Annotated in this window: 21 protein-coding genes; 13 read left to right on the top strand and 8 right to left on the bottom strand. The window is 70.8% G+C overall.

All coding sequences use genetic code 11. The features are described 5' to 3' along the window. Window positions 1-3 precede the first annotated feature (3 nt). From MRBLWS13_RS03810 to MRBLWS13_RS03790, 5 genes are all read right to left on the bottom strand, one after another. On the bottom strand, window positions 4-423 hold the full coding sequence (locus tag MRBLWS13_RS03810) for a rhodanese-like domain-containing protein (protein WP_349427719.1): 420 nt from the start codon (window positions 421-423) through the stop codon (window positions 4-6). Window positions 424-618: 195 nt separating this feature from the next. Next, window positions 619-2,424 carry a cytochrome bc complex cytochrome b subunit gene (locus tag MRBLWS13_RS03805; RefSeq protein ID WP_349428975.1) on the bottom strand — a complete coding sequence of 602 codons (1,806 nt, stop codon included), beginning with the start codon at window positions 2,422-2,424 and terminating at the stop codon, window positions 619-621. Window positions 2,425-2,471: 47 nt separating this feature from the next. Next, window positions 2,472-3,551 (bottom strand): Rieske 2Fe-2S domain-containing protein, encoded by a 1,080-nt coding sequence (locus MRBLWS13_RS03800; RefSeq protein ID WP_349427718.1) that lies wholly within the window; start codon window positions 3,549-3,551, stop codon window positions 2,472-2,474. A 37-nt stretch (window positions 3,552-3,588) separates the two neighbouring features. Next, a complete protein-coding gene (locus MRBLWS13_RS03795; RefSeq protein ID WP_349427717.1) occupies window positions 3,589-4,392 on the bottom strand; it encodes a cytochrome c in 804 nt (267 codons plus the stop codon). Between the two features lie 20 nt (window positions 4,393-4,412). Further along, a complete protein-coding gene (locus MRBLWS13_RS03790; RefSeq protein WP_349427716.1) occupies window positions 4,413-5,054 on the bottom strand; it encodes a heme-copper oxidase subunit III in 642 nt (213 codons plus the stop codon). A gap of 187 nt (window positions 5,055-5,241) precedes the next feature. On the opposite strand from MRBLWS13_RS03790, the gene trpD reads away from it, so the two are divergent. From trpD to MRBLWS13_RS03775, 3 genes are all read left to right on the top strand, one after another. Then, window positions 5,242-6,303 (top strand): anthranilate phosphoribosyltransferase, encoded by a 1,062-nt coding sequence (gene trpD, locus MRBLWS13_RS03785; protein WP_349427715.1) that lies wholly within the window; start codon window positions 5,242-5,244, stop codon window positions 6,301-6,303. Between the two features lie 97 nt (window positions 6,304-6,400). Further along, a complete protein-coding gene (locus MRBLWS13_RS03780; RefSeq protein WP_349427714.1) occupies window positions 6,401-6,889 on the top strand; it encodes an aromatic ring-opening dioxygenase LigA in 489 nt (162 codons plus the stop codon). 19 nt (window positions 6,890-6,908) lie between these two features. Continuing rightward, window positions 6,909-7,910, top strand: a complete 1,002-nt coding sequence (locus MRBLWS13_RS03775) for a PHP domain-containing protein (RefSeq protein ID WP_349427713.1) — start codon at window positions 6,909-6,911, stop codon at window positions 7,908-7,910. Window positions 7,911-7,919: 9 nt separating this feature from the next. Here MRBLWS13_RS03775 and MRBLWS13_RS03770 read toward each other — a convergent pair whose 3' ends face one another. Then, entirely contained in the window at window positions 7,920-8,843 is a 924-nt protein-coding gene (locus MRBLWS13_RS03770; RefSeq protein ID WP_349427712.1) for a 5'-3' exonuclease, read from the bottom strand. Between the two features lie 175 nt (window positions 8,844-9,018). Here MRBLWS13_RS03770 and MRBLWS13_RS03765 point away from each other — a divergent pair, with 175 nt between their 5' ends. The 4 genes from MRBLWS13_RS03765 to MRBLWS13_RS03750 are packed head-to-tail and all read left to right on the top strand — an operon-like array spanning window position 9,019 to window position 13,422. Then, window positions 9,019-9,948, top strand: a complete 930-nt coding sequence (locus tag MRBLWS13_RS03765) for a hypothetical protein (protein ID WP_349427711.1) — start codon at window positions 9,019-9,021, stop codon at window positions 9,946-9,948. After that, window positions 9,945-11,201, top strand: coding sequence for an acylneuraminate cytidylyltransferase (locus MRBLWS13_RS03760; RefSeq protein WP_349427710.1), 1,257 nt, complete (start codon window positions 9,945-9,947; stop codon window positions 11,199-11,201). Before MRBLWS13_RS03765 ends, MRBLWS13_RS03760 begins: the two co-directional genes overlap by 4 nt. Then, entirely contained in the window at window positions 11,198-12,070 is an 873-nt protein-coding gene (locus MRBLWS13_RS03755; RefSeq protein WP_349427709.1) for an N-acetylneuraminate synthase family protein, read from the top strand. The genes MRBLWS13_RS03760 and MRBLWS13_RS03755 overlap by 4 nt, the downstream gene beginning before the upstream one ends. Continuing rightward, window positions 12,067-13,422, top strand: coding sequence for a DUF6716 putative glycosyltransferase (locus MRBLWS13_RS03750; RefSeq protein WP_349427708.1), 1,356 nt, complete (start codon window positions 12,067-12,069; stop codon window positions 13,420-13,422). Before MRBLWS13_RS03755 ends, MRBLWS13_RS03750 begins: the two co-directional genes overlap by 4 nt. Here the strand turns inward: MRBLWS13_RS03750 and MRBLWS13_RS03745 are convergent. Next, a complete protein-coding gene (locus MRBLWS13_RS03745) occupies window positions 13,341-13,967 on the bottom strand; it encodes a hypothetical protein (RefSeq protein ID WP_349427707.1) in 627 nt (208 codons plus the stop codon). The two genes, MRBLWS13_RS03750 and MRBLWS13_RS03745, sit on opposite strands and share 82 nt — an antisense overlap. Window positions 13,968-14,089: 122 nt before the next feature. Next, the gene (locus MRBLWS13_RS03740; RefSeq protein ID WP_349427706.1) at window positions 14,090-14,614 is read right to left on the bottom strand and encodes a hypothetical protein; all 525 of its coding nucleotides are present in this window, start codon (window positions 14,612-14,614) and stop codon (window positions 14,090-14,092) included. Between the two features lie 319 nt (window positions 14,615-14,933). On the opposite strand from MRBLWS13_RS03740, the gene MRBLWS13_RS03735 reads away from it, so the two are divergent. The 6 genes from MRBLWS13_RS03735 to MRBLWS13_RS03710 all read left to right on the top strand — a co-directional run bounded on the left by MRBLWS13_RS03735 (window position 14,934) and on the right by MRBLWS13_RS03710 (window position 19,023). Then, window positions 14,934-15,299 carry a hypothetical protein gene (locus MRBLWS13_RS03735; protein WP_349427705.1) on the top strand — a complete coding sequence of 122 codons (366 nt, stop codon included), beginning with the start codon at window positions 14,934-14,936 and terminating at the stop codon, window positions 15,297-15,299. 84 nt (window positions 15,300-15,383) lie between these two features. After that, entirely contained in the window at window positions 15,384-15,749 is a 366-nt protein-coding gene (locus MRBLWS13_RS03730) for a TraR/DksA C4-type zinc finger protein (protein WP_349427704.1), read from the top strand. Between the two features lie 154 nt (window positions 15,750-15,903). Next, window positions 15,904-16,191 (top strand): YchJ family metal-binding protein, encoded by a 288-nt coding sequence (locus MRBLWS13_RS03725; protein ID WP_349427703.1) that lies wholly within the window; start codon window positions 15,904-15,906, stop codon window positions 16,189-16,191. Window positions 16,192-16,231: 40 nt separating this feature from the next. Then, complete coding sequence (locus MRBLWS13_RS03720; protein ID WP_349427702.1) at window positions 16,232-17,008, top strand: isocitrate lyase/phosphoenolpyruvate mutase family protein; 777 nt, start codon at window positions 16,232-16,234, stop codon at window positions 17,006-17,008. A gap of 68 nt (window positions 17,009-17,076) precedes the next feature. Continuing rightward, window positions 17,077-18,171 (top strand): NAD(P)-binding domain-containing protein, encoded by a 1,095-nt coding sequence (locus tag MRBLWS13_RS03715; protein ID WP_349427701.1) that lies wholly within the window; start codon window positions 17,077-17,079, stop codon window positions 18,169-18,171. A 207-nt stretch (window positions 18,172-18,378) separates the two neighbouring features. After that, window positions 18,379-19,023 (top strand): SDR family oxidoreductase, encoded by a 645-nt coding sequence (locus MRBLWS13_RS03710; protein WP_349427700.1) that lies wholly within the window; start codon window positions 18,379-18,381, stop codon window positions 19,021-19,023. Window positions 19,024-19,028 lie beyond the last annotated feature (5 nt).

The raw sequence follows: 19,028 nt of genomic DNA, 5'->3' as shown, positions 1-19,028 counted from the left end.
CGGTCAGCTCTCCACCTTCGCGCGGACGACCATCACCTGTGGGTCGAACACGCGGGGGAGTTCGCCTTCGTCGTTCTCGGTCGGCTGCCCTTCACGCATCCAGTACTCGTAGCCGCCGATCATCTCCTTGACGGAGTAGCCGAGCTTCGCGAACTCGAGCGCACCCTTCGCGCCGGCGTTGCAGCCGGGGCTCCAGCAGTACACGACCACCGGTGTCGCGGCGTCGATCTCGCGCGGCGCGCGCTCGGCGATCTCTCGATAGGGCATGTGAACGGCCCCACGGATGCGCCCTTGCGCCCATGCCTCGTCACCGCGGACATCCACGAGGATGAACCGCTCCCCGTCCTTCTGCGCGGCGTACACATCGGATGCGTCCGTCTCGAGGGCGAGCTTGGCGGAGAAGTAGGAGAGCGCGTCGGTCATGAACCCACGGTACGACAGCGCTGTGCTGCGCGATCGCGGATGCGCGGTCAGAGGGCGTGCGATTCCTGCCGTTCCGGGAGACGGCCCGCGACGGGGGAGCGAGGAGCATGCGTCGTGCCGGCGACGATAATGCCGGATGCCCCGGCACGATCCTGGTGATCGTGCCGGGGCATCCGGCGGCGCAGCGGAGACGACCTACTGGTCGGACTCCTTCTCGCGGTTCTTCGGCGACTTCGTTCCCTGCTCCGGCTCCGGCACGATGACGTTCGAGGGGCGCACCGGCACCTCGCTGTTCCTGCCGTCGTCGATCGGCTTGTGCGGGGCATCCGGGACACCTGCGCGCTCGTGCGCACCCTGGATCTCGAGGTCCTCCTCCTCGGCGATGTGGCCGAGCTCGTGGTGCTGATGTGCCAGCGCCGCGTCGAGCTCGCTCTGCGAGACCGGCGTGAGGCGGTCCTCGAAGAACCAGCGCGAGATGGACGCGCGGAGGTTCTCATGCCACGGGATGCGTCCCTGAGCGTTCGGGCGGACCACGAGCGGCTCGTAGGTGTCGAAGTCGGCGAGCTTGAAGCGCTCGTACTCGTCGACGGGCTGGTGCACCTCGATGTACTCGCCACCGGGCAGGCGGACGATGCGTCCCGACTCGTAGCCGTGCAGGGCGATCTCGCGATCCTTCTTCTGCAGCGCGACGCAGATGCGCTTCGTCACGAAGTACGCGATCACCGGCCCGATGATCAGCAGCGCCTGCAGCGTGTGGATGACTCCCTCCATCGTCAGCCAGAAGTGCGTGGCGATGATGTCGGAGGCCGCCGCGGCCCAGAGCACTGCGTAGAACGTGACACCGGCTGCACCGATGGCGGTGCGCGTCGCGGCGTTGCGGGGACGCTGTGCGATGTGGTGCTCGCGCTTGTCGCCGGTGACCCACGACTCGATGAAGGGGTAGATCAGCACGAGGACGATGAACAGACCGAGGACGACCAACGGCACGATGATGTTGAACGACCACGTGCGGTTCAGGAAGACGAACTCCCAGCCCGGCGGCACCAGTCGCAGCGCGCCGTCCGCGAAGCCGATGTACCAGTCGGGCTGGGTTCCGGCGGAGACGGGGGACGGGTCGTAGGGGCCGTAGTTCCAGATCGGGTTGATCGTGAACAGCGAGGCGATGAGCACGATCACGCCGAACGTGATGAACAGGAACCCGCCCATCTTGGACATGTACACCGGCATCATCGGGTAGCCCACGACGACGCTGTTGGTGCGCCCGGCACCCGCGAACTGCGTGTGCTTGTTGATCACCATCAGCATGAGGTGGACGACGAGCAGGCCGACCAGGATCGCAGGCAGCAGCAGGATGTGCAGGGTGTACAGGCGCCCGACGATCGCGTCGCCCGGGAACTGCCCGCCGAACAGCAGGAACGAGGTCCACGTGCCGATGATCGGGATGCCCTTGACCATGCCGTCGATGATGCGCAGGCCGTTGCCCGACAGCACGTCGTCGGGGAGCGAGTAGCCCGTGAAGCCTTCGCCCATCGCCAGGATGAAGAGGATGAAGCCGATCACCCAGTTGAGCTCGCGCGGCTTGCGGAACGCACCGGTGAAGAACACACGCAGCATGTGCACGCCGATTCCGGCGACGAACACGAGCGCGGCCCAGTGGTGCATCTGGCGAACCAGGAGACCGCCGCGAAGGTCGAAGGAGATCTCGAGGGTCGATGCCATGGCGGCCGACATCTCGATGCCTCGCATCGGGATGTACGCGCCGTTGTAGTGCGTCTCGACCATCGACGCCTGGAAGAAGAACGTCAGGAACGTGCCGGAGAGCAGCACGACGACGAACGCCCAGAGAGCGATCTCGCCGAGCATGAACGACCAGTGGTCGGGGAAGATCTTGCGGCCGAGCTCTTTGACGAAGCCCGAGAGACTTGTGCGCTCGTCGATGTAGTTCGCGGTGGCGCCGATGAAGCGGCCGCCGAGGGGCTTGTCGCGCCCGTTCGGCGACACGGGCGCCGCGGGAGGAGCCTCAGGCTGCTCGGTGACGGTTGAGGTGCTCAATGACGCTCCCAGAAGCTCGGGCCGACGGGCTCGTTGAAGTCGCTCCTCGCGATGAGGTAGCCCTCGTCGTCGACGGTGATGGGCAGCTGCGGCAGGGGACGCGCGGCCGGTCCGAAGAGGACCTTCGCGTGGTCGGTGACGTCGAACTGCGACTGGTGGCATGGGCACAGGAGGTGGTGCGTCTGCTGCTCGTACAGGGCCACCGGGCAGCCGACGTGCGTGCACACCTTGGAGTACGCGACGATGCCGTTGTACGACCACTCCTTACGCTCCTCGGACTCGACCAGCTGCTCGGGGAGCAGGCGGACCAGGAGGACGATCGCCTTGGCCTTCTCGTCGAGGTAGCCCTCGCTGTGCGACACCTCGGCCAGAGCCTCGGGGATCACGTGCACGGCGGAGCCGAGGGTGAGGTCCGCAGCGCGGATGGGCTCGCCCGAAGGGTCGTGGGCCAGGCGCATGCCCTCCTTCCACATGGTGTGCTCGAGGAGGTATACCGGGTCGCCCGCGTGCGGCTTCTCGGGCGAGTTGAAGGGTGCGAGTCCGCGGAAGAGCACCACGCCCGGGACGACCGAGGCGACGAGTGCGGCGATCAGCGAGTTGCGGATCATCACGCGGCGGCCGAAGCCGGACTCGGCATCCGCGTCGGCGAAGGCCTTGATCGCGGCTTCACGCGTCGTGTCGCGACCACGCGTGGCGTGACGGGGCTCGACGAACTCCCGGTCGGACATGACGGCCTTGGACCAGTGGATCGCGCCGACGCCGATGGCGAGCAGGGCGAAGGCGATGCCGAGACCGATGAAGAGGTTGTTGTTGCGGATGTCGACGATCCGCCCGCTCTCGATCGGGAACAGCATGTACGCCGCGATGGCCCAGATGCTGCCGGCGATCGACAGGTAGAAGAGCGTGTAGACGCCCCGGACGGCCCGCTTCATCGAAGCGGGATCCTTGTCTGTCATCCGCTCGCGATGCGGGGGGAGGCCAGGGTTGCGCACCGGGTCGGGGACCGCGACGGCGAGCCCGGGGGAGGGCTTCCAGGAAGCCCTCTCGTGCTCGAGCGGGTCGTCCTCGTGGGCCATGCTGCTCCTCGTCAGTGTTGCGTGTGTAATACGTAGATCAGTTGGACTTCGCCGTGATCCACACGGTGATGGCGATCAGCGAACCGATCCCGAAGATCCAGATGAAGAGGCCCTCGGAGACGGGGCCGAGCGAGCCGAGCGAGAATCCGCCGGCCGACTCGTTGTCCTGCAGATAGAGCAGGTAGGTGATGACGTCGCGCTTCTCTTCGGTGGTCAGCGTCATGTCGTTGAACACCGGCATGTTCTGCGGTCCGGTGACCATTGCCGCGTACATGTTGAGCGGAGTCGTCGTGTGCAGGTTCGGCGCGTACTTGCCCTCGGTGAGCGCACCGCCGGCGCCGGCGACGTTGTGGCACATCGCGCAGTTGATGCGGAAGAGCTCGCCGCCCTCCGATGCGTTGCCCTCGCCGTCCAGCACCTCGTCGTCCGGGTAGGTGGGACCGGGGGCGATGGACTGGATGTAGGCGCCCACCGCGGCGATCTGCTCGTCGGTGAACTGAGCCGGCTTCTGCGGAGCCTGGGGCCCCTGCATCTGCAGCGGCATACGACCGGTGCTCATCTGGAAGTGCACCGCGAGCTCGCCGACGCCGTACAGCGACGGACCGTCTTCCGTGCCCTGCACGTCCAGGCCGTGGCAGGTGGCGCAGTTCGCCTGGAACAGCTTCTTGCCGTCCTCGGCGGTGAGCGCGGAGTTCGTCACCGTCTCAGGTGTCGTCGCCGCCATCGCGGCGGATGCCCCGGCGTAGACACCGCCGGTGATGAGCAGGCCGATGCCGATCAGTGCGGCTGCGGCCCAGGGGCTGCGGCGGCCTTTCGAGCGGCGCGTGGACTCTCGTGCCATTTCGGGTTACAGCTCCGCTCTCACTTGAGGAAGTAGATGACGAGGAACAGGGCGATCCAGACGACGTCGACGAAGTGCCAGTAGTACGACACGACGATCGAGGACGTCATCTCTTTGCGCCCGAAGTTCTTGACGGCGTACGCGCGGCCGATCACGAGCAGGAAGGCGATGAGGCCGCCCGTGACGTGGAGGGCGTGGAAGCCGGTGGTGAGGTAGAACGCCGAGGCGTACGAGTTCGCGCTGATGGGCATGCCCTCGGCGACGAGCTGGGCGTACTCCCACACCTGGCCCGAGACGAAGATCGCGCCGAGCGCGAAGGTGAGCCAGAACCACTCGACCATGCCCCAGCCGAGCCAGCCGCGCTTCTTCAGCGAATACGGCTGGAAGCGCTCGGCGGCGAACACGCCCATCTGGCACGTCACGGAGGACAGCACCAGGATGATCGTGTTGACGGTCGCGTAGGGGATGTTCAGCAGCTGCGTCTCCTGCGCCCACAGTTCGGGCGAGGTGCTGCGCAGGGTGAAGTAGATCGCGAACAGGCCGGCGAAGAACATCACCTCGCTGCCGAGCCACACGATGGTTCCGACAGCGACCGGATCCGGCCGCTTGACGGACCGCATGGCCTGGGAGTAGGTCGCTGTGGAGGTCGTCACGCTCCCCATTATGGCCGATTCAGGGCCGTGATTTTCGCATCGGAGGGCATGTCTTCACCCGTGCTGGAACTTAGGGGAGCCTAAGAGGACCCTGCGACTCTGCCGTGAACACGTGGTGAAGACGCAGAATCGCACGAGGCGGGACGCCGTGTCACGAAAAGGTTCCGATTCGCGTGCCCGGCTAGGCTTCTCGGTTATGGCGGAGCTGTACACCTGGCCGGGAATCCTCACCACGCTGCTGGAGCGGCGCGACCTCAGCGTCTCGGAGTCGACGTGGGCGATGCGCCAGATCATGTCGGGCAGCGCCACGCCTTCCCAGCTGGGCGGATTCCTGGTCGCGCTGCGCGCCAAGGGCGAGACCGTCGACGAGATCGTCGGCTTCCGCGACGCGATCCTCGAGGCGGCGCTGCCGCTGCCCGTCGACGCCGCGGTGCTCGACATCGTCGGCACCGGAGGCGACCGCTTCGGCACCGTCAACGTCTCCACGATGGCGGCGCTCGTGGCCGCGGCATCCGGAATCCCCGTCGTCAAGCACGGCAACCGGGCGGCCAGCTCGTCGTCGGGCTCGTCGGACGTGCTCGGCGCGCTCGGCATCGACCTCACGCTCTCACCGGACGCCGTCGCCGAGACGCTCTCGCGGGCCGGCATCACGTTCGCGTTCGCGGCCGCATTCCACCCCGGCTTCAAGCACGCCGGCGCGACGCGCAGCGAGCTCGGCGTGCCGACCGTGTTCAACTTCCTCGGGCCGCTGTGCAACCCTGCGCGGGCCGAGGCGAACGCCGTCGGCGTCGCGCACCTCGACCGGGTGCCGCTCATCACCGGCGTGTTCCAGACCCGCGGCGCGACGGCGCTCGTCTTCCGCGGCGACGACGGACTGGACGAGCTCACGACGACCGGACACAGCCGGCTGTGGGAGGTCAGCCGCGGCGACATCCACGAGCACGACCTCGACCCGCGCGACCTCGGCATCCCGCTGGCGGACATCGACGACCTCCTCGGCGGCGATCCCGCGCACAACGCCGCTGTCGTGCACCGCGTGCTCGGCGGCGAGCAAGGGCCGGTGCGCGACATCGTCCTGCTCAACGCGGCGGCCGGCATCGTCGCGTATCGGCTGTTCCGTGACGCCGCTCAGGTGCAGCGACCGATCCTCGAGCGGCTCGCAGAGGCGCGCGACGACGCCGCGGCCGCGATCGACTCGGGCGCGGCCACCGCGACGCTCGAGCGCTGGGTCGAGGCCACGAAGGCGCTCGCGCGCTGACGCCGACACGCCGCTTCTGCACGGCGCGCGGTCTTCCATCGCGCCGGGGGGCGCCGATAGCGTGTGCGACAACGCACCCCGTGATCGAGGAGGACGCATGAGTCAGGAAGAGCCCCGCACCGCCGACGTGATCGAGCCTCCCGAGAAGAAGGTCGGGCTGGTGAAGGCGATCGGGATCCTCGGCATCGTGGGCGGCGTCCTGCTGATCGTGGTGGGTGTGATCGCATGGATCTGCGTCACCAACCAGCTGATGGCGGAGAACATCACGATTCCCGACGACGCTGCGGCGTTCCAGGGCCAGCAGGTGACCGGGCCCTTCACCGCGTACGTCCAGGCCGACATCATCAACCACCATGCGCTGGAGGCGTCGGACGGCAAGACGTACGCCGAGCTCGACCAGGACGATCCGGTGCGCGCGACGGTGATGCAGGCGTCGTTCCTGCGCGCCTCGCTGTTCACCTCGGTCGTCGCGTACGGCGTCGCGCTGTTCGCCGCCGGCATGGGCGTGCTGGCGATCCTGTTCGGCTGGGCGATCCACCGGCTGGCGAGCGTGCCGGTGGTGATCAAGCGGGCGACCGTCGTCTGACCAGGCCGCCGTACACGACGTGAACCCCCACGACGCTCTCACCGAGATCGCGACGCTGCTCGAACGGGAGCGGTCGTCGCGGTACAAGTCGAAGGCGTTCCGGGCGGCGGCCGACGCCATCGAGGGTGTGACCGACGCGGAGCTGCGGGACTCCGCAGCCCTGCGCCGGCGCAAGGGCATCGGCGAATCCACCTTCGCGGTGATCCAGCAGGCGTTGGGCGGCGAGGTGCCCGGCTACCTCGTCGATCTGCGTGAGCGGGCCGGCGTGCAGCGCGACTCGACGCTGCGACCGCTGCTGCGCGGCGATCTGCACGCGCACAGCGACTGGTCGGACGGTCTCACCTCCATCGACCTGATGGTCGAGGCCGCGCGGGCGCTCGGCCATGAGTACCTCGCGCTCACCGACCACTCGCCGCGGCTGCGGGTAGCGAACGGTCTCTCCTCGGAGCGCCTGCGCGCGCAGCTCGAGGTGGTCGCGGGGATGAGCGGCGACGGCTTCACGCTCCTGTCGGGCATCGAGGTCGACATCCTCGAGGACGGCTCGCTGGACCAGGAGAGCGAGATGCTCGAGCGGCTCGACATCGTCGTGGCCTCGGCCCATTCGAAGCTGCGGATGGAGCGCGGGCCGATGACGAGGCGGCTGGTCACCGCGGTGTCGGATCCGCACACCGACGTGCTCGGCCACGTCACGGGCCGGCTCGTCGAGGGCTCCCGGGGGACGAGACCGCCCTCGACGTTCGATGCGCGTGCGGTGTTCGAGGCGTGCGAGGCGCACGGCGTCGCGGTCGAGATCAACTCCCGGCCCGAGCGCCAGGACCCGCCCGATGAGCTGATGACCCTGGCGCTGGAGATCGGATGCCTCTTCTCGATCGACTCGGACGCGCACGCGCCCGGGCAGCTCTCGCTGCTCGACTACGGCGCCGAGCGCGCCGAGCGGCTGGGCGTGCCGCCGGAGCGCATCGTCACGACGTGGCCGCTGTCGCGGCTCCGCGAGTGGACGGGACGCGATCGCGGCGCCTGACCCGCCTGATCAGACGGCGTCGAGCGCGCCGACGATGCGCGTCATCGCGGTGCCGAGCGCCCAGCGTTCGGCGAGGGCCGCGGCATCCGTCTTCGCCCGCTCGTCGAGTGGACGCAGCCGAGAATCGGGCACCTCGAGCGGCAGGTCGCGGACGACGGCCACGACCTGCGCGGCGACGGAGAGGTACTGCAGGCCCGCGAGCACCTTCGATCGCACGCCGGCGGACATCCCCTCGCCGAGCTCGGCGGCGGCGACGATCCCCTCGAGATCGCCGAAGGTCGCCAGCAGCCCCGCCGCGGTCTTCTCGCCGATGCCGGCGACACCGGGCAGGCCGTCCGAGGAGTCGCCGCGGAGGGTGGCGAAGTCGGCGTACTGCGACGGCAGCACGCCGTACTTGGCGACGACCGCGGCGTCGGTGAGGACCTCGAGGTTGCTCATGCCGCGGGCGGTGTACACGACGCGGACATCGCGCGCGTCGTCGACGAGCTGGAAGAGATCACGGTCGCCGGTCACGATGTCGACGGGCATGGTGGCGGTCGTCGCGAGCGTGCCGATGACGTCGTCGGCCTCGTGTGCCGCCGCGCCGACGATGCGGATGCCGAGGGCGTCGAGCGCCTCGCGGATCACGGGCACCTGCACCTCGAGGGGATCGGGCACCTCTTCGACGTCGGGGCCGCCGGCGACGACCTCGGCGACGCGATGCGTCTTGTACGTCGGGATCAGGTCCACGCGCCACTGCGGCCGCCAGTCGTCGTCCCAGCACGCCACGAGGTGCGTCGGACGGTAGGTCGTCACCAGCCGCGTGATGATGTCGAGGAATCCGCGGACCGCGTTGACGGGCCGGCCGTCCGGGGCACGGACTGTGTCGGGCACCCCGTAGAACGCGCGGAAGTAGAGGGATGCGGAATCGAGCAGCATCAGGCGGTCGGTCACGCGTTCATCCTGGCACGCGGCTCCGACGCCCGCACGAGCGCGCGGCGACACCTGTCGTTCATCTGCCGGACCGGCGAGCGTCGCCCGTCGGCACCCGTCGCGTTCACGTCTCGCACCCACCGTGGGGAGACAGCCGTCAGCCCCTTGCGAGGGCACGGCCGCGAGAGGAGACGCCATGGGTCGCGAGGATGTGCTGGCCTGGGTCGAGTCGCCCCTGCAGCTGATCGGCGCCGCCGAGTGGGCCGCGTCGCACCGCACGACCGTGCCCGTCGCCGGACGGCTGACCCCGCAGATCTCCGCCACCGCGGACGAGCTGCTCGCGCGCGGCGCACGTTTCGGCGAGCTGGCACCGTACCTCGGCATCCCGTGGAGCCTGCTCTCCCGTCACGGCCACTGGCTCGTCGGCGACGGCTTCTCGGGGCAGTTCCGGCTCGCCGCCGCCGTGCTCCGCCCGCACCGCATCACGTTCCTCGACGACGGCGCGTACGCCATCGCCTACGCCGACGCCCTGCTGGGCCGCCGTCCCTACGCGCGTCCGAACGTCGCAGAGCGGGGGCTCACCACCGCTGTCGCCCCGTTCGCCGCCGAGCTCGTCCATCGCCGGGCGGTATCGCGACGCACCGGCATGTTCACGGCGTTCGACCTCGGCGAGGATCGCCTCGACGCCCTCGCCGACCGCGGATTCGGCATCCGGCGCCACGACTTCTCGTGGACGCGGGCCGCCGCGCCCGCCGCACCGGCGCTCGGCCGCCGCATCGTGCTCGGCAGTGCGCTCCCGGTCGACGGACGCATGATGCTGATCGACTACATGCGGTGGGTGCGGGATGCCGCGGCCGGCGGCGCCGTGTACCTCCCGCACCGCAGGGAGTCGCCCGAGCAGCTCGCCGCCGTCGCGACGGTGCCCGAACTGCGGATCCATCAGACCGGACTGCCGGTGGAGCTCGTGCTGGCCGGAGCCCGGCATCCGCTCGACGTGCACACGCTGCCGTCGAGCACGACCACGACGCTTCCCCTCGTGCTCGCGGGAACCGGGTCGACGGTGTTCACCGATGTGATCGGACGCAGCGGACGCGCGCGCCGCTCAGCGCGGACGGCAGCCGCATGAGCGAGACGGTGGCGATCATCCCCGCGCGCGGCGGCTCGAAGGGCATCCCGCGAAAGAACCTGCAGCGCGTCGGCGGCGTGCCGCTCGTGGCGCGCGCGGTCGAGGCGGCGCGGACGTGCCCGGCGATCGACCGGGTCGTCGTGACGACCGACGACGCCGACATCGCCGCGGTCGCCGCGGAATGGGGCGCCGAGATCGTCGAGCGACCCGTCGACCTGTCGGGCGACGAGGCGCGCAGCGAGACGGCCGTGCTCCACGCCCTCGACACCCTCGAGGAGCGCAAGGTCGACGTGGGCGTGGTCGCCTTCCTGCAGGCCACCTCGCCGTTCATCGACGTCGAGGCGCTCACCGCGGCCGTGCAGCTCGTGCGATCGCGGCGTCGCGACAGCGTGTTCTCGGCGGTCGAGACCTACGGCTTCCTGTGGGAGAAGGGCATCGGCGACGCGGCCGAGCCGGTCAACCACGAGATCGACGTGCGGCCGCGCCGGCAGGATCGGGAACCCCACTACCTCGAGACCGGCGGGTTCTACGTGGTGCGCGCCGCCGGATTCCGGGTGGCGCAGCACCGGTTCTTCGGCAGCGTCGGCATCGCCGAGGTCGGCCCGCGCACAGCGATCGAGATCGACACCGTCCACGAGTTGGAGCTCGCGCGGCGGCTTGCAGCCGTCGTCGACCGGAACGCCCGGGGCGATCGGGCGATCTCGGTCGACGCCGTCGTGACGGACTTCGACGGGGTCCATACCGACGACACCGTGCGCGTCGACCAGAACGGCCTCGAATCGGTGACCGTCAGCCGATCGGACGGCATGGGCGTCTCGCTGCTGCGTGCCGCCGGCATCCCCGTCCTGATCCTGTCCACCGAGGCGAATCCCGTCGTCGCCGCCCGCGCGCGCAAGCTCGGCGTCGAGGTGCGCCAGGCCGCTGCCGACAAGGCGGCCGTGCTGCGGGAGTGGGCCGACGACCAGCGCATCGCGCTGTCGCGGATCGCGTACCTCGGCAACGACGTCAACGACCTCGCCTGCCTCGAGCTCGTCGGGTGGCCGGTGGCGGTGCCCGACGCCCACCCCCTCGTCCTCTCCGCCGCGCGCGCAGTCCTCGACCGCCGAGGCGGCGACGGCGCCGTGCGCGATCTCGCCGAGCGCGTGCTCGCGGGCGCGTCGTCGACCGCCGGGGCCGCCCTTCGTGCGGCCGCAGGCCCGGCCGGGCGAGGCGAAGCATCCGATCACCCCACTGCACCACTGGAGGCCTCATGACCGTCACCATCGGATCCCGCGTCGTCGGAGGCGGGCGTCCCGCCTACGTCATCGCCGAAATCGGTCTCAACCACAACGGCGACGTCGAACTCGCCAAGCGGCTCATCGATGTCGCCGCCGATGCCGGCGCGGACGCCGTGAAGTTCCAGAAGCGCACGCCGGAGATCGCCACCCCCGAGCACATGCGCGACATCCCGCGCGACACGCCATGGGGTCGGATGACGTACCTCGAGTACCGTCGCCGCGTCGAGTTCGACCGCGAGCAGTACATCGAGATCTCGGACCATGCGCTGCTGCGCGGCCTCGAGTGGTTCGCGTCGCCGTGGGACGTGCCGAGCGTCGCCTTCCTCGAAGACCTGGGCGTCGTCGCGCACAAGGTGGCCTCGGCGTCGCTCACCGACGTGGAGCTGCTCCAGGCGCTGCGCGACACCGGCAAGCCCGTCATCCTGTCGACCGGCATGTCGACGAGCGAGCAGATCGACGCGGCGATAGAGGTGCTCGGCACCGACCGCCTCGTCCTCATGCACGCGACCTCGACCTATCCGATGGAGCCCGAAGAGGCGAACATCCGCATGATCCCGGCCCTGCGCGATCGCTACCCGGGTGTACCCGTCGGCTATTCGGGACACGAGCGCGGGCTTCAGATCTCGCTCGCCGCGGTCGCGCTGGGCGCGGTCGCGGTCGAGCGGCACATCACCCTCGACCGCACGATGTGGGGCTCCGACCATGCGGCGTCGCTCGAGCCGGCGGGCCTGCAGCACCTGGTGCGCGACATCCGCGTCATCGAGGCAGCGCTCGGCGACGGCGTCAAGCGCGTGTACCCCGGTGAGCTCGCGCCCATGGCGAAGCTGCGCCGCGTCCCCGCGTGAGTCCGCACGCGCCGGGCGACGGCAGGCCACGCGTCGTCGCGATCGCCGACACCGACTCCTACGTGAAGTGGGCGGCGGCGCTCCTCGGCGGCGTCGCGAAGCGATGGGATGCCGCGCTGCTGGTGCTCGAGACGCCCCTGGTCGTCAGCGACGGGCAGCTCGCCTCGGCCCTCAGCGGCAGCCGTCTTCCGCGCGAGCGTGTGGAGCGCGTCTCGTACGGCCGGCTGGGCGCTCGTCTCGCCGAGCTGGGGGCAGACGTGGTCGTACTGGGAGGGCGCGGTCCGCTGGTGCGCGTGCTGGCCCGTGAGATCGCGGCGCTGCCGCAGCGACCGGTCGTCGTGACGGGTCTCCCGGGGATCTCGATCCCGGCCACGCGCCGGGCCGTCGTCTACCGACTGCAGTGCGACCTCTTCGTGGTGCACTCACGGCGCGAGGTGCGGGAGTTCGGCGCGCTGTCGGCGCGCACCGGGTACGCGCACCGCTACGCCCTCGCCACGCTGCCGTTCGCCCGCGGCGCGCGCGTGTCGGGGTCGGTCACCGGTGCGAGCAGCGGAGCAGGCGGCGACCTCGTCTTCGCCGCGCAGGCCAAGGTCCCCGCCGAACGCGCTGAGCGTCTGGGGATCGCCCGGATGCTCGTGAGTGCGGCCGAGGCCGACCCGTCGCGGCGGGTGGTGCTGAAGCTGCGCGCCGCGACCGGTGAGCATCAGACGCACGCCGAGCAGGACGGCTACCCCGAGCTTCTCGCCGCCCTCGGTCCGCTGCCGCCGAATCTCGTCACCTCGACGGCCCCGATGCGGAAGGCCCTCGCGACCGCGGAGGGCCTCGTCACCGTCAGCTCGACCGCCGCGATCGAGGCGATCGCGCGCGGCATCCCCGTCATCGCCCTCGACACGTACGGCGTCTCGCCGCAGCTGATCAACGAGACGCTCGCCGACGCCGACCTGCTCGCGAGCGAGGAGGACGTCGTCGCGCGCCGGTTCCGGCATCCGGATCCGGAATGGCTCGACGAGAATTACTTCCATCCGCCGGACGCCGACGACTGGACCGACCACGTGGAGGTTCTGCTGGCGCAGCGGTCGGCCGGCCGCCTGCCCCCGCGCGCTGGGTTCGTGCGACGCGGCGGCGCGCTGCGCGACGCCTGGGAGCGCCGGATCGCCCTGGGGCGCGGCGACACGTCGGCCGCCGGCACCCTCGCGTACGCCGTCGGCCTGCCGCTTCGTTCCGCCGTGCGCCTCGCACACGGCGCACGCCGGCTCGTCGTGGGCGGGGCTCAGCAGCCGGGACCGGTGGGGTCCTCTGCACAGGTGCGGTCGACGAGCGCCGTCCGCACCTCGACGACGCGCACGCCGTAGCCGCCGGCCTCGGCGCGGACCACGCCCGGCACCTGTCGCCAGCCGGTTCCGAAATCGACGGATGCCGCATACTCGACGGTCACCGACACCGCGTACGTTCCGCGGGCACGGTAGGCGTGACTGGTCGCGGTGGGCGTGAACTGCCCCTGCCCGAGGCTGGCCCAGGCCGAGCCGCCCGTGGCGGCGCGGGTGGTGGTGCCGTCGCCGTTGTCGAACACGTACGCGGTGGGCACGAACCGCACCGTCACGTCCCAGCCGAGCACGGTGCCCGGGATGCGCTCCTCGGATGCCGAGGCCAGCAGGTTCGTCGGCATGCCGACGACGCCAAACCCCGCGGGCTCGCCGCCGAGGGCCGGAGCGGCCGGCCGGAACGACGCGAGGTCGGCGAGCGTCACCTCAGGGAGGCCGACGACGGTGTAGTCGATGCAGCGGTTGAGTGGCCCGCAGTCCTCGGGAGGGGGAGGGGTGGCAATCGGGTCGCTGGGCCTCCCCTCCTGGGCCTTGGAATCGCGAGCGACATCTTCGCCTCCCGTGCCGGCAGACACGTCAACGCTGGAGCCGGAGTTGTCCACATCGCAGTACGTCCACGCGCTCGATCCAGCGCAGCCAGAGGTTGGTGCGTCTTGGATGGGTAACACGCCGGCGATTGCCACGATGGCGGCCGCGATTATGCGCACCGCTCGTCCTCCACCGCCGTGCTCTGGCTGATCACGAAGCTCGTTGTGGTCGGCGACATCTGGAATATCACCTCGAGCGCGTAGACGTCTGGCCTGTCTGCGGACACCACCGAGTGTCCGTTCGCGTCCAGAACCTCAACCGCTGCGACGTCGCTACAGACCACCGCCTGAAGAGTCTCGCCAGAGTACGAATCACCCAGGAACGCTTTGATGCCAGTGTCGCCTGCGACAGTCCACCCATCGGCGTGCATTTGGGAGAGCGATTTTCGTTCGTTGGCGTTCGCCTCCCCAGTGGTCAGCTCGTACACGGCCTCGAACGTCTCCGGGTCGCTCAGGTCCACCTGGTTCAGCGCGTCCACGTACGCCCGGTATGTCGCCTCGGCTGCGGCGAACGCCTCCTCTTCCGAGGAGAACGCGGGCGTCGGCGTCGGCTCCGGCTGCTCCGGGGTCGTGCAGCCGGCGAGCGCCAGCACGAGGATGGCGCCGAGCGCCGCGGCCGTGACCCGAGTCCTCACGTCCCCACGTTAACCGGTGGCACCGGCGCGCTTCCCGAGTTATCCACAGCGGGGATCGAAGAAGCCGGCGATCGCGTCCGGGGGGTGGCGGATCGCCGGCTCCGGGGCGGGTCGATGAGACCGCCCCTCGTGCCCATCGGGTTGGGCACGAGGAGCGGTCCCCGGCGACACAGCGCCGTTCGGGGGTTCGCGCAGCAGGCAGGGGGCACTCGCTGCGCGATGCTTCCAGCGTCCGCGTCCGACCTGGGAGATCCCTATCGCCCGACCGCGTGAACGCCTCACGCTGGCCGTGCAGGCGCTGTGCTGCCATCATGACGCCATGAGCATCGCCAGACCTGTCGCTGCGGTCCTCGTCGTCGTCGCCCTCGCCGCGCTCGCCGGGTGCGCCGCACCGGAGCCGGTCATCACGCCCGTGGTCCGCGATGTGGGCGATCTGCAGGGCACGACCGTGGAGCTCGAGGTCGGCCAGGTGCTCGACATCGACACCGGCGACCTCGCGGTCGACAGCTACAGCGGCGTCGTCTCCGATCCCTCCGTCGCGACCTTCACGCCCGGACGCGAGGAGGACGGCACGACCTTCAACCCGGGGGTCGAGGCGCTCGCCGAGGGGACGACCGAGGTCGTGCTGTCGAATGAGGACGGCGGCATCCAGGACGTCACCTTCGCCGTCGAGGTGTCGGACTGACCGCCACCGAAGCGCGCTGACCCCCTTCACCCTGATCCGGCACGGCTCCTGCCGGGCGGAGACCGGCGGGCGTATCCTCGTGCGATGACCACCGCCGCGAGCCGGACCGAGCTGCGAGCGCTCCTGGACGAGCTGCACGACGCGGCGACGGCGCGCATCGCGGCGATGGATGAGAACCTGGCCGAACTGCGCGCCGACCGCCGCGGCGACGTCGCCGACGACGAGCACGACCCCGAGGGTGTGACGCTGTCGGGCGAATGGTCCCGCGCCGTCGCATTGGAAGAGGCCGCCCGCCGCGAGGTGGCCGAGATCGATGAGGCGGTCCGGCGCTGGGAGGGCGGCACGTACGGTGTGTGCGTCGACTGCGGCCGCGGCATCCCGATCGCCCGCCTCCGTGCCCGCCCGTTCGCCACCCGCTGCGTGACGTGCGCGGAGAAGGCCGGCGCCTGACGTGTCGTTCGGCGCTGCGGCCTCGAGAGCCGCTCCGGAGGGCTTCCCGCGCGTGGCGGACGGCGATCCGTGCCCGTGCGGCAGCGGCGATAGCTTCGCCGGATGCTGCGCCCCGGCGCTCCGGGGAACCCCGCCGTCGACGGCCGAGGCGTTGATGCGCTCGCGCTACACGGCGTTCGTGGTCGGCGATGCGCGGTATCTGGCGGAGACGTGGCATCCCGGCACGCGCCCGGACGAGCTCGCCCTCGACGCCGCCCAGCGGTGGACCGGGCTCGAGATCGTGGATGTCGACGCCGGTGCCGAGGGCGACTCGCGCGGGGTCGTCGAGTTCCGCGCGACGTGGCGCCACGGTCGCGAACGAGGTTCGCTGCACGAACGCAGCCGGTTCCTCCGGCGGAGCGGCCGCTGGTGGTACCTGGACGGCGAGATCCGGCCGTCCTGACCGGCCCTCGACCGGGCGGGTCGCCGATAACGTGACATGCATGACCACTCAGGCTGAGAAAGCACAGACCCTTGCGCGGCTCCACGCCGCGCCCGAGATCCTGCGCGTCGTCAACGTATGGGACGCCGTGTCGGCCCGCGCCGTCGCCGCCCTTCCCGAGACCCGCGCCATCGCGACGGCCGGCCACGCGATCGCCGCGACGTTCGGCTACCCCGACGGCCAGATCCCGCTCGACATCACCCTCGACATGGTCGGCCGGATCGTGGATGCCGTGGGCGACCTGCCCGTCACCACCGACCTCGACGACGGTTACGGCGACGCGGGCGAGACCGTGCGCCGCGTCATCGGCAAGGGCGTCGTGGGTGCGAACGTCGAAGACCGCCTGCGCCCGCTGGACGAGGCCGTCGCCGCCGTCGAGGCGATCGTCGCGGCCGGCGCCGCGGAGGGCGTTCCGTTCGTCCTCAACGCGCGCACCGATGCGTTCGTGCGCGCCGGCAAGCGCCCCGTCGAGGAGTCGGTCGCGGATGCGATCGAACGCGGCCGCGCGTACCTGGCTGCGGGCGCCGACCTGGTGTTCGTGCCGGGCATCCTCGATGCCGACATCACCCGGCGGCTGGTCGAGGGCATCGGCGAGCGCAAGGTCAGCGTCATCGGCCTGCCGGGCGCGCTCTCGGCGGGGGAGTACGAGGCCCTCGGCGTCGCGCGCATCTCCTACGGCCCGCTGCCGCAGCGCGTCGCGCTGACCGCTTTGCAGGACGTCGCCGCCGATCTCTACCGCGACGGCGTCATCCCGGCGTCCACGCGAGCCCTCAACTGAGGCGAGCGGCGCGACCGCCGCGTCCGGCCCGCGGGAATCCCCGCGGGCCGGACGCTGTTGATGCCGGCATGGAACCCGCAGCCGTCGATGTCATCGTGATCGGCGGGGGACAGGCGGGTCTCTCGGCGGCCTACAACCTGCACCGCCGCGGGTTCGTGCCGCTGCAGCGGGCGACCGACGCGGAGCCGACGTTCCTCGTCGTCGACGCCAACCCCGCTCCGGGCGGCGCGTGGCAGCACCGCTGGCCGTCCCTCCGCATGGCGACGGTCAACGGCATCCATGAACTGCCGGGCTTCGCGGTGCCGCCGGCGGACCCGGTGGCGGCGAGCCGCGACATCCTCCCGTCGTACTTCGCGGAGTACGAGGAGCGCTTCGCCCTCGATGTCCTGCGGCCGGTGCGCGTGAAAGCCGTGCGGCGCGCCGATGAGGATCAGGCCGGCCGGCTGGTGGTCGAGACCGACCGCGGCAGCTGGTCGGCACGGTACGTCATCAACGCGACCGGAACGTGGACCCGGCCGTTCCGGCCGCACTACCCGGGGCAGGAGCGCTTCCGCGGCCGGCAGCTGCACGTGGCGGACTACGCGTCGGCGGAGGACTTCCGCGGGAAGCGCGTGGTGGTCGTCGGGGCCGGCGTCTCGGCCGTCCAGCTGCTGGACGAGATCTCGCACGTGGCGGAAACGTTCTGGGTGACGCGTCGTGAGCCCGAATGGGTGGAGGCGGACTTCGACATCCCGGCGCGCGTCGCCGCCATCGCCGGCGTCGAGGACCGCGTGCGCCGCGGCCTGCCGCCCGGGAGCGTGATCTCGGTCACCGGCATGCACTGGACGCCGTGGGCTCGTGCCGCGCAGGCGCGGGGCGTGCTGGTGCGGCATCCGATGTTCGCCTCGATCGAGGAGGACGGGGTGCGGATGCCGGACGGCTCGTTCGAGCCGGCCGACGTGATCCTCTGGGCCACGGGGTTCCGCCCGGCGCTCGACCATCTCGCCCCGCTGCGGCTGCGCACCCCCGCAGGCGGCTTCCGGGTCGAGAACGGCCGCTCCCTCGACGAGCCGCGGCTCTTCCTGATCGGCTACGGCCCCTCGCAGTCGACCGTGGGCGCCAACCGTGCCGGCCGCGACGCCGTCCGCGCCATCATGGCCGAGCGGGTGCCTGTCGCGGCCTGAGCCCGCCGCGGCCGCGCCGGTCGCCGGGCGGAACGCGCCAAAGCTGTAGGGCCGCCGGCAAGGCCTGCTCGCGCAGGCGGAGCGGGAGACGGATGACGCCACCGCCGCCGGTTCGCCTGCCGCCGGCGTCGACCCGGGCGACGGCGGCTCCGGCACCTGACCCGGAGCGGCTCGGGCGTATCGTGGCGTACGACGGAGGGAGACCCAATGGCCCGCATCCTGATCTTCGGCGGACACGGCAAGGTCGCGCTGCTCCTCGAGCCGCTGCTCGTGGCGCAGGATCACACCGTGACAGCCGTCATCCGCGATCCCGCGCACGAGGCGGAGGTCGCCGCGACCGGCGCGCAGCCGGTCGTCGCGGATGTCGAGATCCTCGACGGCGACCAGCTGACGAACCTGATCGCCGGCAACGACGTCGTCGTCTGGTCGGCGGGCGCAGGCGGCGGCGACCCGGCGCGCACGTACGCGGTGGACCGCGACGCGGCTGTGCGCTCCATGGACGCCGCCGTGGCTGCCGGAGTGCTCCGCTACGTCATGGTGTCGTGGATCGGCTCGCGCGCCGACCACGGCGTCGGCAGGGAGTCCTCGTTCTTCCCCTACGCCGACGCCAAGTGGGCGGCAGACGCCCACCTCGCCGGAAGCGCGCTCGACTGGACGATCCTCGCACCGGGCACCCTCACGCTCGATGCGCCGACCGGGCGCATCGAGCTCGATCCGGACGGCTCAGGGTCCGTGCCGCGTGCGGACGTGGCCGCCGTCATCGCCGCGACCATCGCAGACGACAGCACGATCGGGCGGACCATCCGGTTCGGCGCCGGCGGTGAAGTCATCGGCCACGCCATCGCGGGCTGAGGGCC

Origin of the sequence: Microbacterium sp. LWS13-1.2, from assembly GCF_040144835.1 — a bacterium.
In the GTDB taxonomy this organism is placed as follows: Bacteria; Actinomycetota; Actinomycetes; order Actinomycetales; family Microbacteriaceae; genus Microbacterium.
Note: the sequence above shows the minus strand (reverse complement) of the source record. Positions and strands in the feature narration are given on the sequence as shown.

Bases quoted from the DNA above. Each gene is read 5' to 3' on its own strand.
- MRBLWS13_RS03810 (WP_349427719.1), bottom strand. From the start codon at position 423: ATGACCGACGCGCTCTCCTACTTCTCCGCCAAGCTCGCCCTCGAGACG.
- MRBLWS13_RS03800 (WP_349427718.1), bottom strand. From the start codon at position 3,551: ATGGCCCACGAGGACGACCCGCTCGAGCACGAGAGGGCTTCCTGGAAG.
- MRBLWS13_RS03795 (WP_349427717.1), bottom strand. From the start codon at position 4,392: ATGGCACGAGAGTCCACGCGCCGCTCGAAAGGCCGCCGCAGCCCCTGG.
- MRBLWS13_RS03790 (WP_349427716.1), bottom strand. From the start codon at position 5,054: ATGGGGAGCGTGACGACCTCCACAGCGACCTACTCCCAGGCCATGCGG.
- trpD (WP_349427715.1), top strand. From the start codon at position 5,242: ATGGCGGAGCTGTACACCTGGCCGGGAATCCTCACCACGCTGCTGGAG.
- MRBLWS13_RS03780 (WP_349427714.1), top strand. From the start codon at position 6,401: ATGAGTCAGGAAGAGCCCCGCACCGCCGACGTGATCGAGCCTCCCGAG.
- MRBLWS13_RS03765 (WP_349427711.1), top strand. From the start codon at position 9,019: ATGGGTCGCGAGGATGTGCTGGCCTGGGTCGAGTCGCCCCTGCAGCTG.
- MRBLWS13_RS03760 (WP_349427710.1), top strand. From the start codon at position 9,945: ATGAGCGAGACGGTGGCGATCATCCCCGCGCGCGGCGGCTCGAAGGGC.
- MRBLWS13_RS03755 (WP_349427709.1), top strand. From the start codon at position 11,198: ATGACCGTCACCATCGGATCCCGCGTCGTCGGAGGCGGGCGTCCCGCC.
- MRBLWS13_RS03735 (WP_349427705.1), top strand. From the start codon at position 14,934: ATGAGCATCGCCAGACCTGTCGCTGCGGTCCTCGTCGTCGTCGCCCTC.
- MRBLWS13_RS03730 (WP_349427704.1), top strand. From the start codon at position 15,384: ATGACCACCGCCGCGAGCCGGACCGAGCTGCGAGCGCTCCTGGACGAG.
- MRBLWS13_RS03725 (WP_349427703.1), top strand. From the start codon at position 15,904: ATGCGCTCGCGCTACACGGCGTTCGTGGTCGGCGATGCGCGGTATCTG.
- MRBLWS13_RS03720 (WP_349427702.1), top strand. From the start codon at position 16,232: ATGACCACTCAGGCTGAGAAAGCACAGACCCTTGCGCGGCTCCACGCC.
- MRBLWS13_RS03715 (WP_349427701.1), top strand. From the start codon at position 17,077: ATGGAACCCGCAGCCGTCGATGTCATCGTGATCGGCGGGGGACAGGCG.
- MRBLWS13_RS03710 (WP_349427700.1), top strand. From the start codon at position 18,379: ATGGCCCGCATCCTGATCTTCGGCGGACACGGCAAGGTCGCGCTGCTC.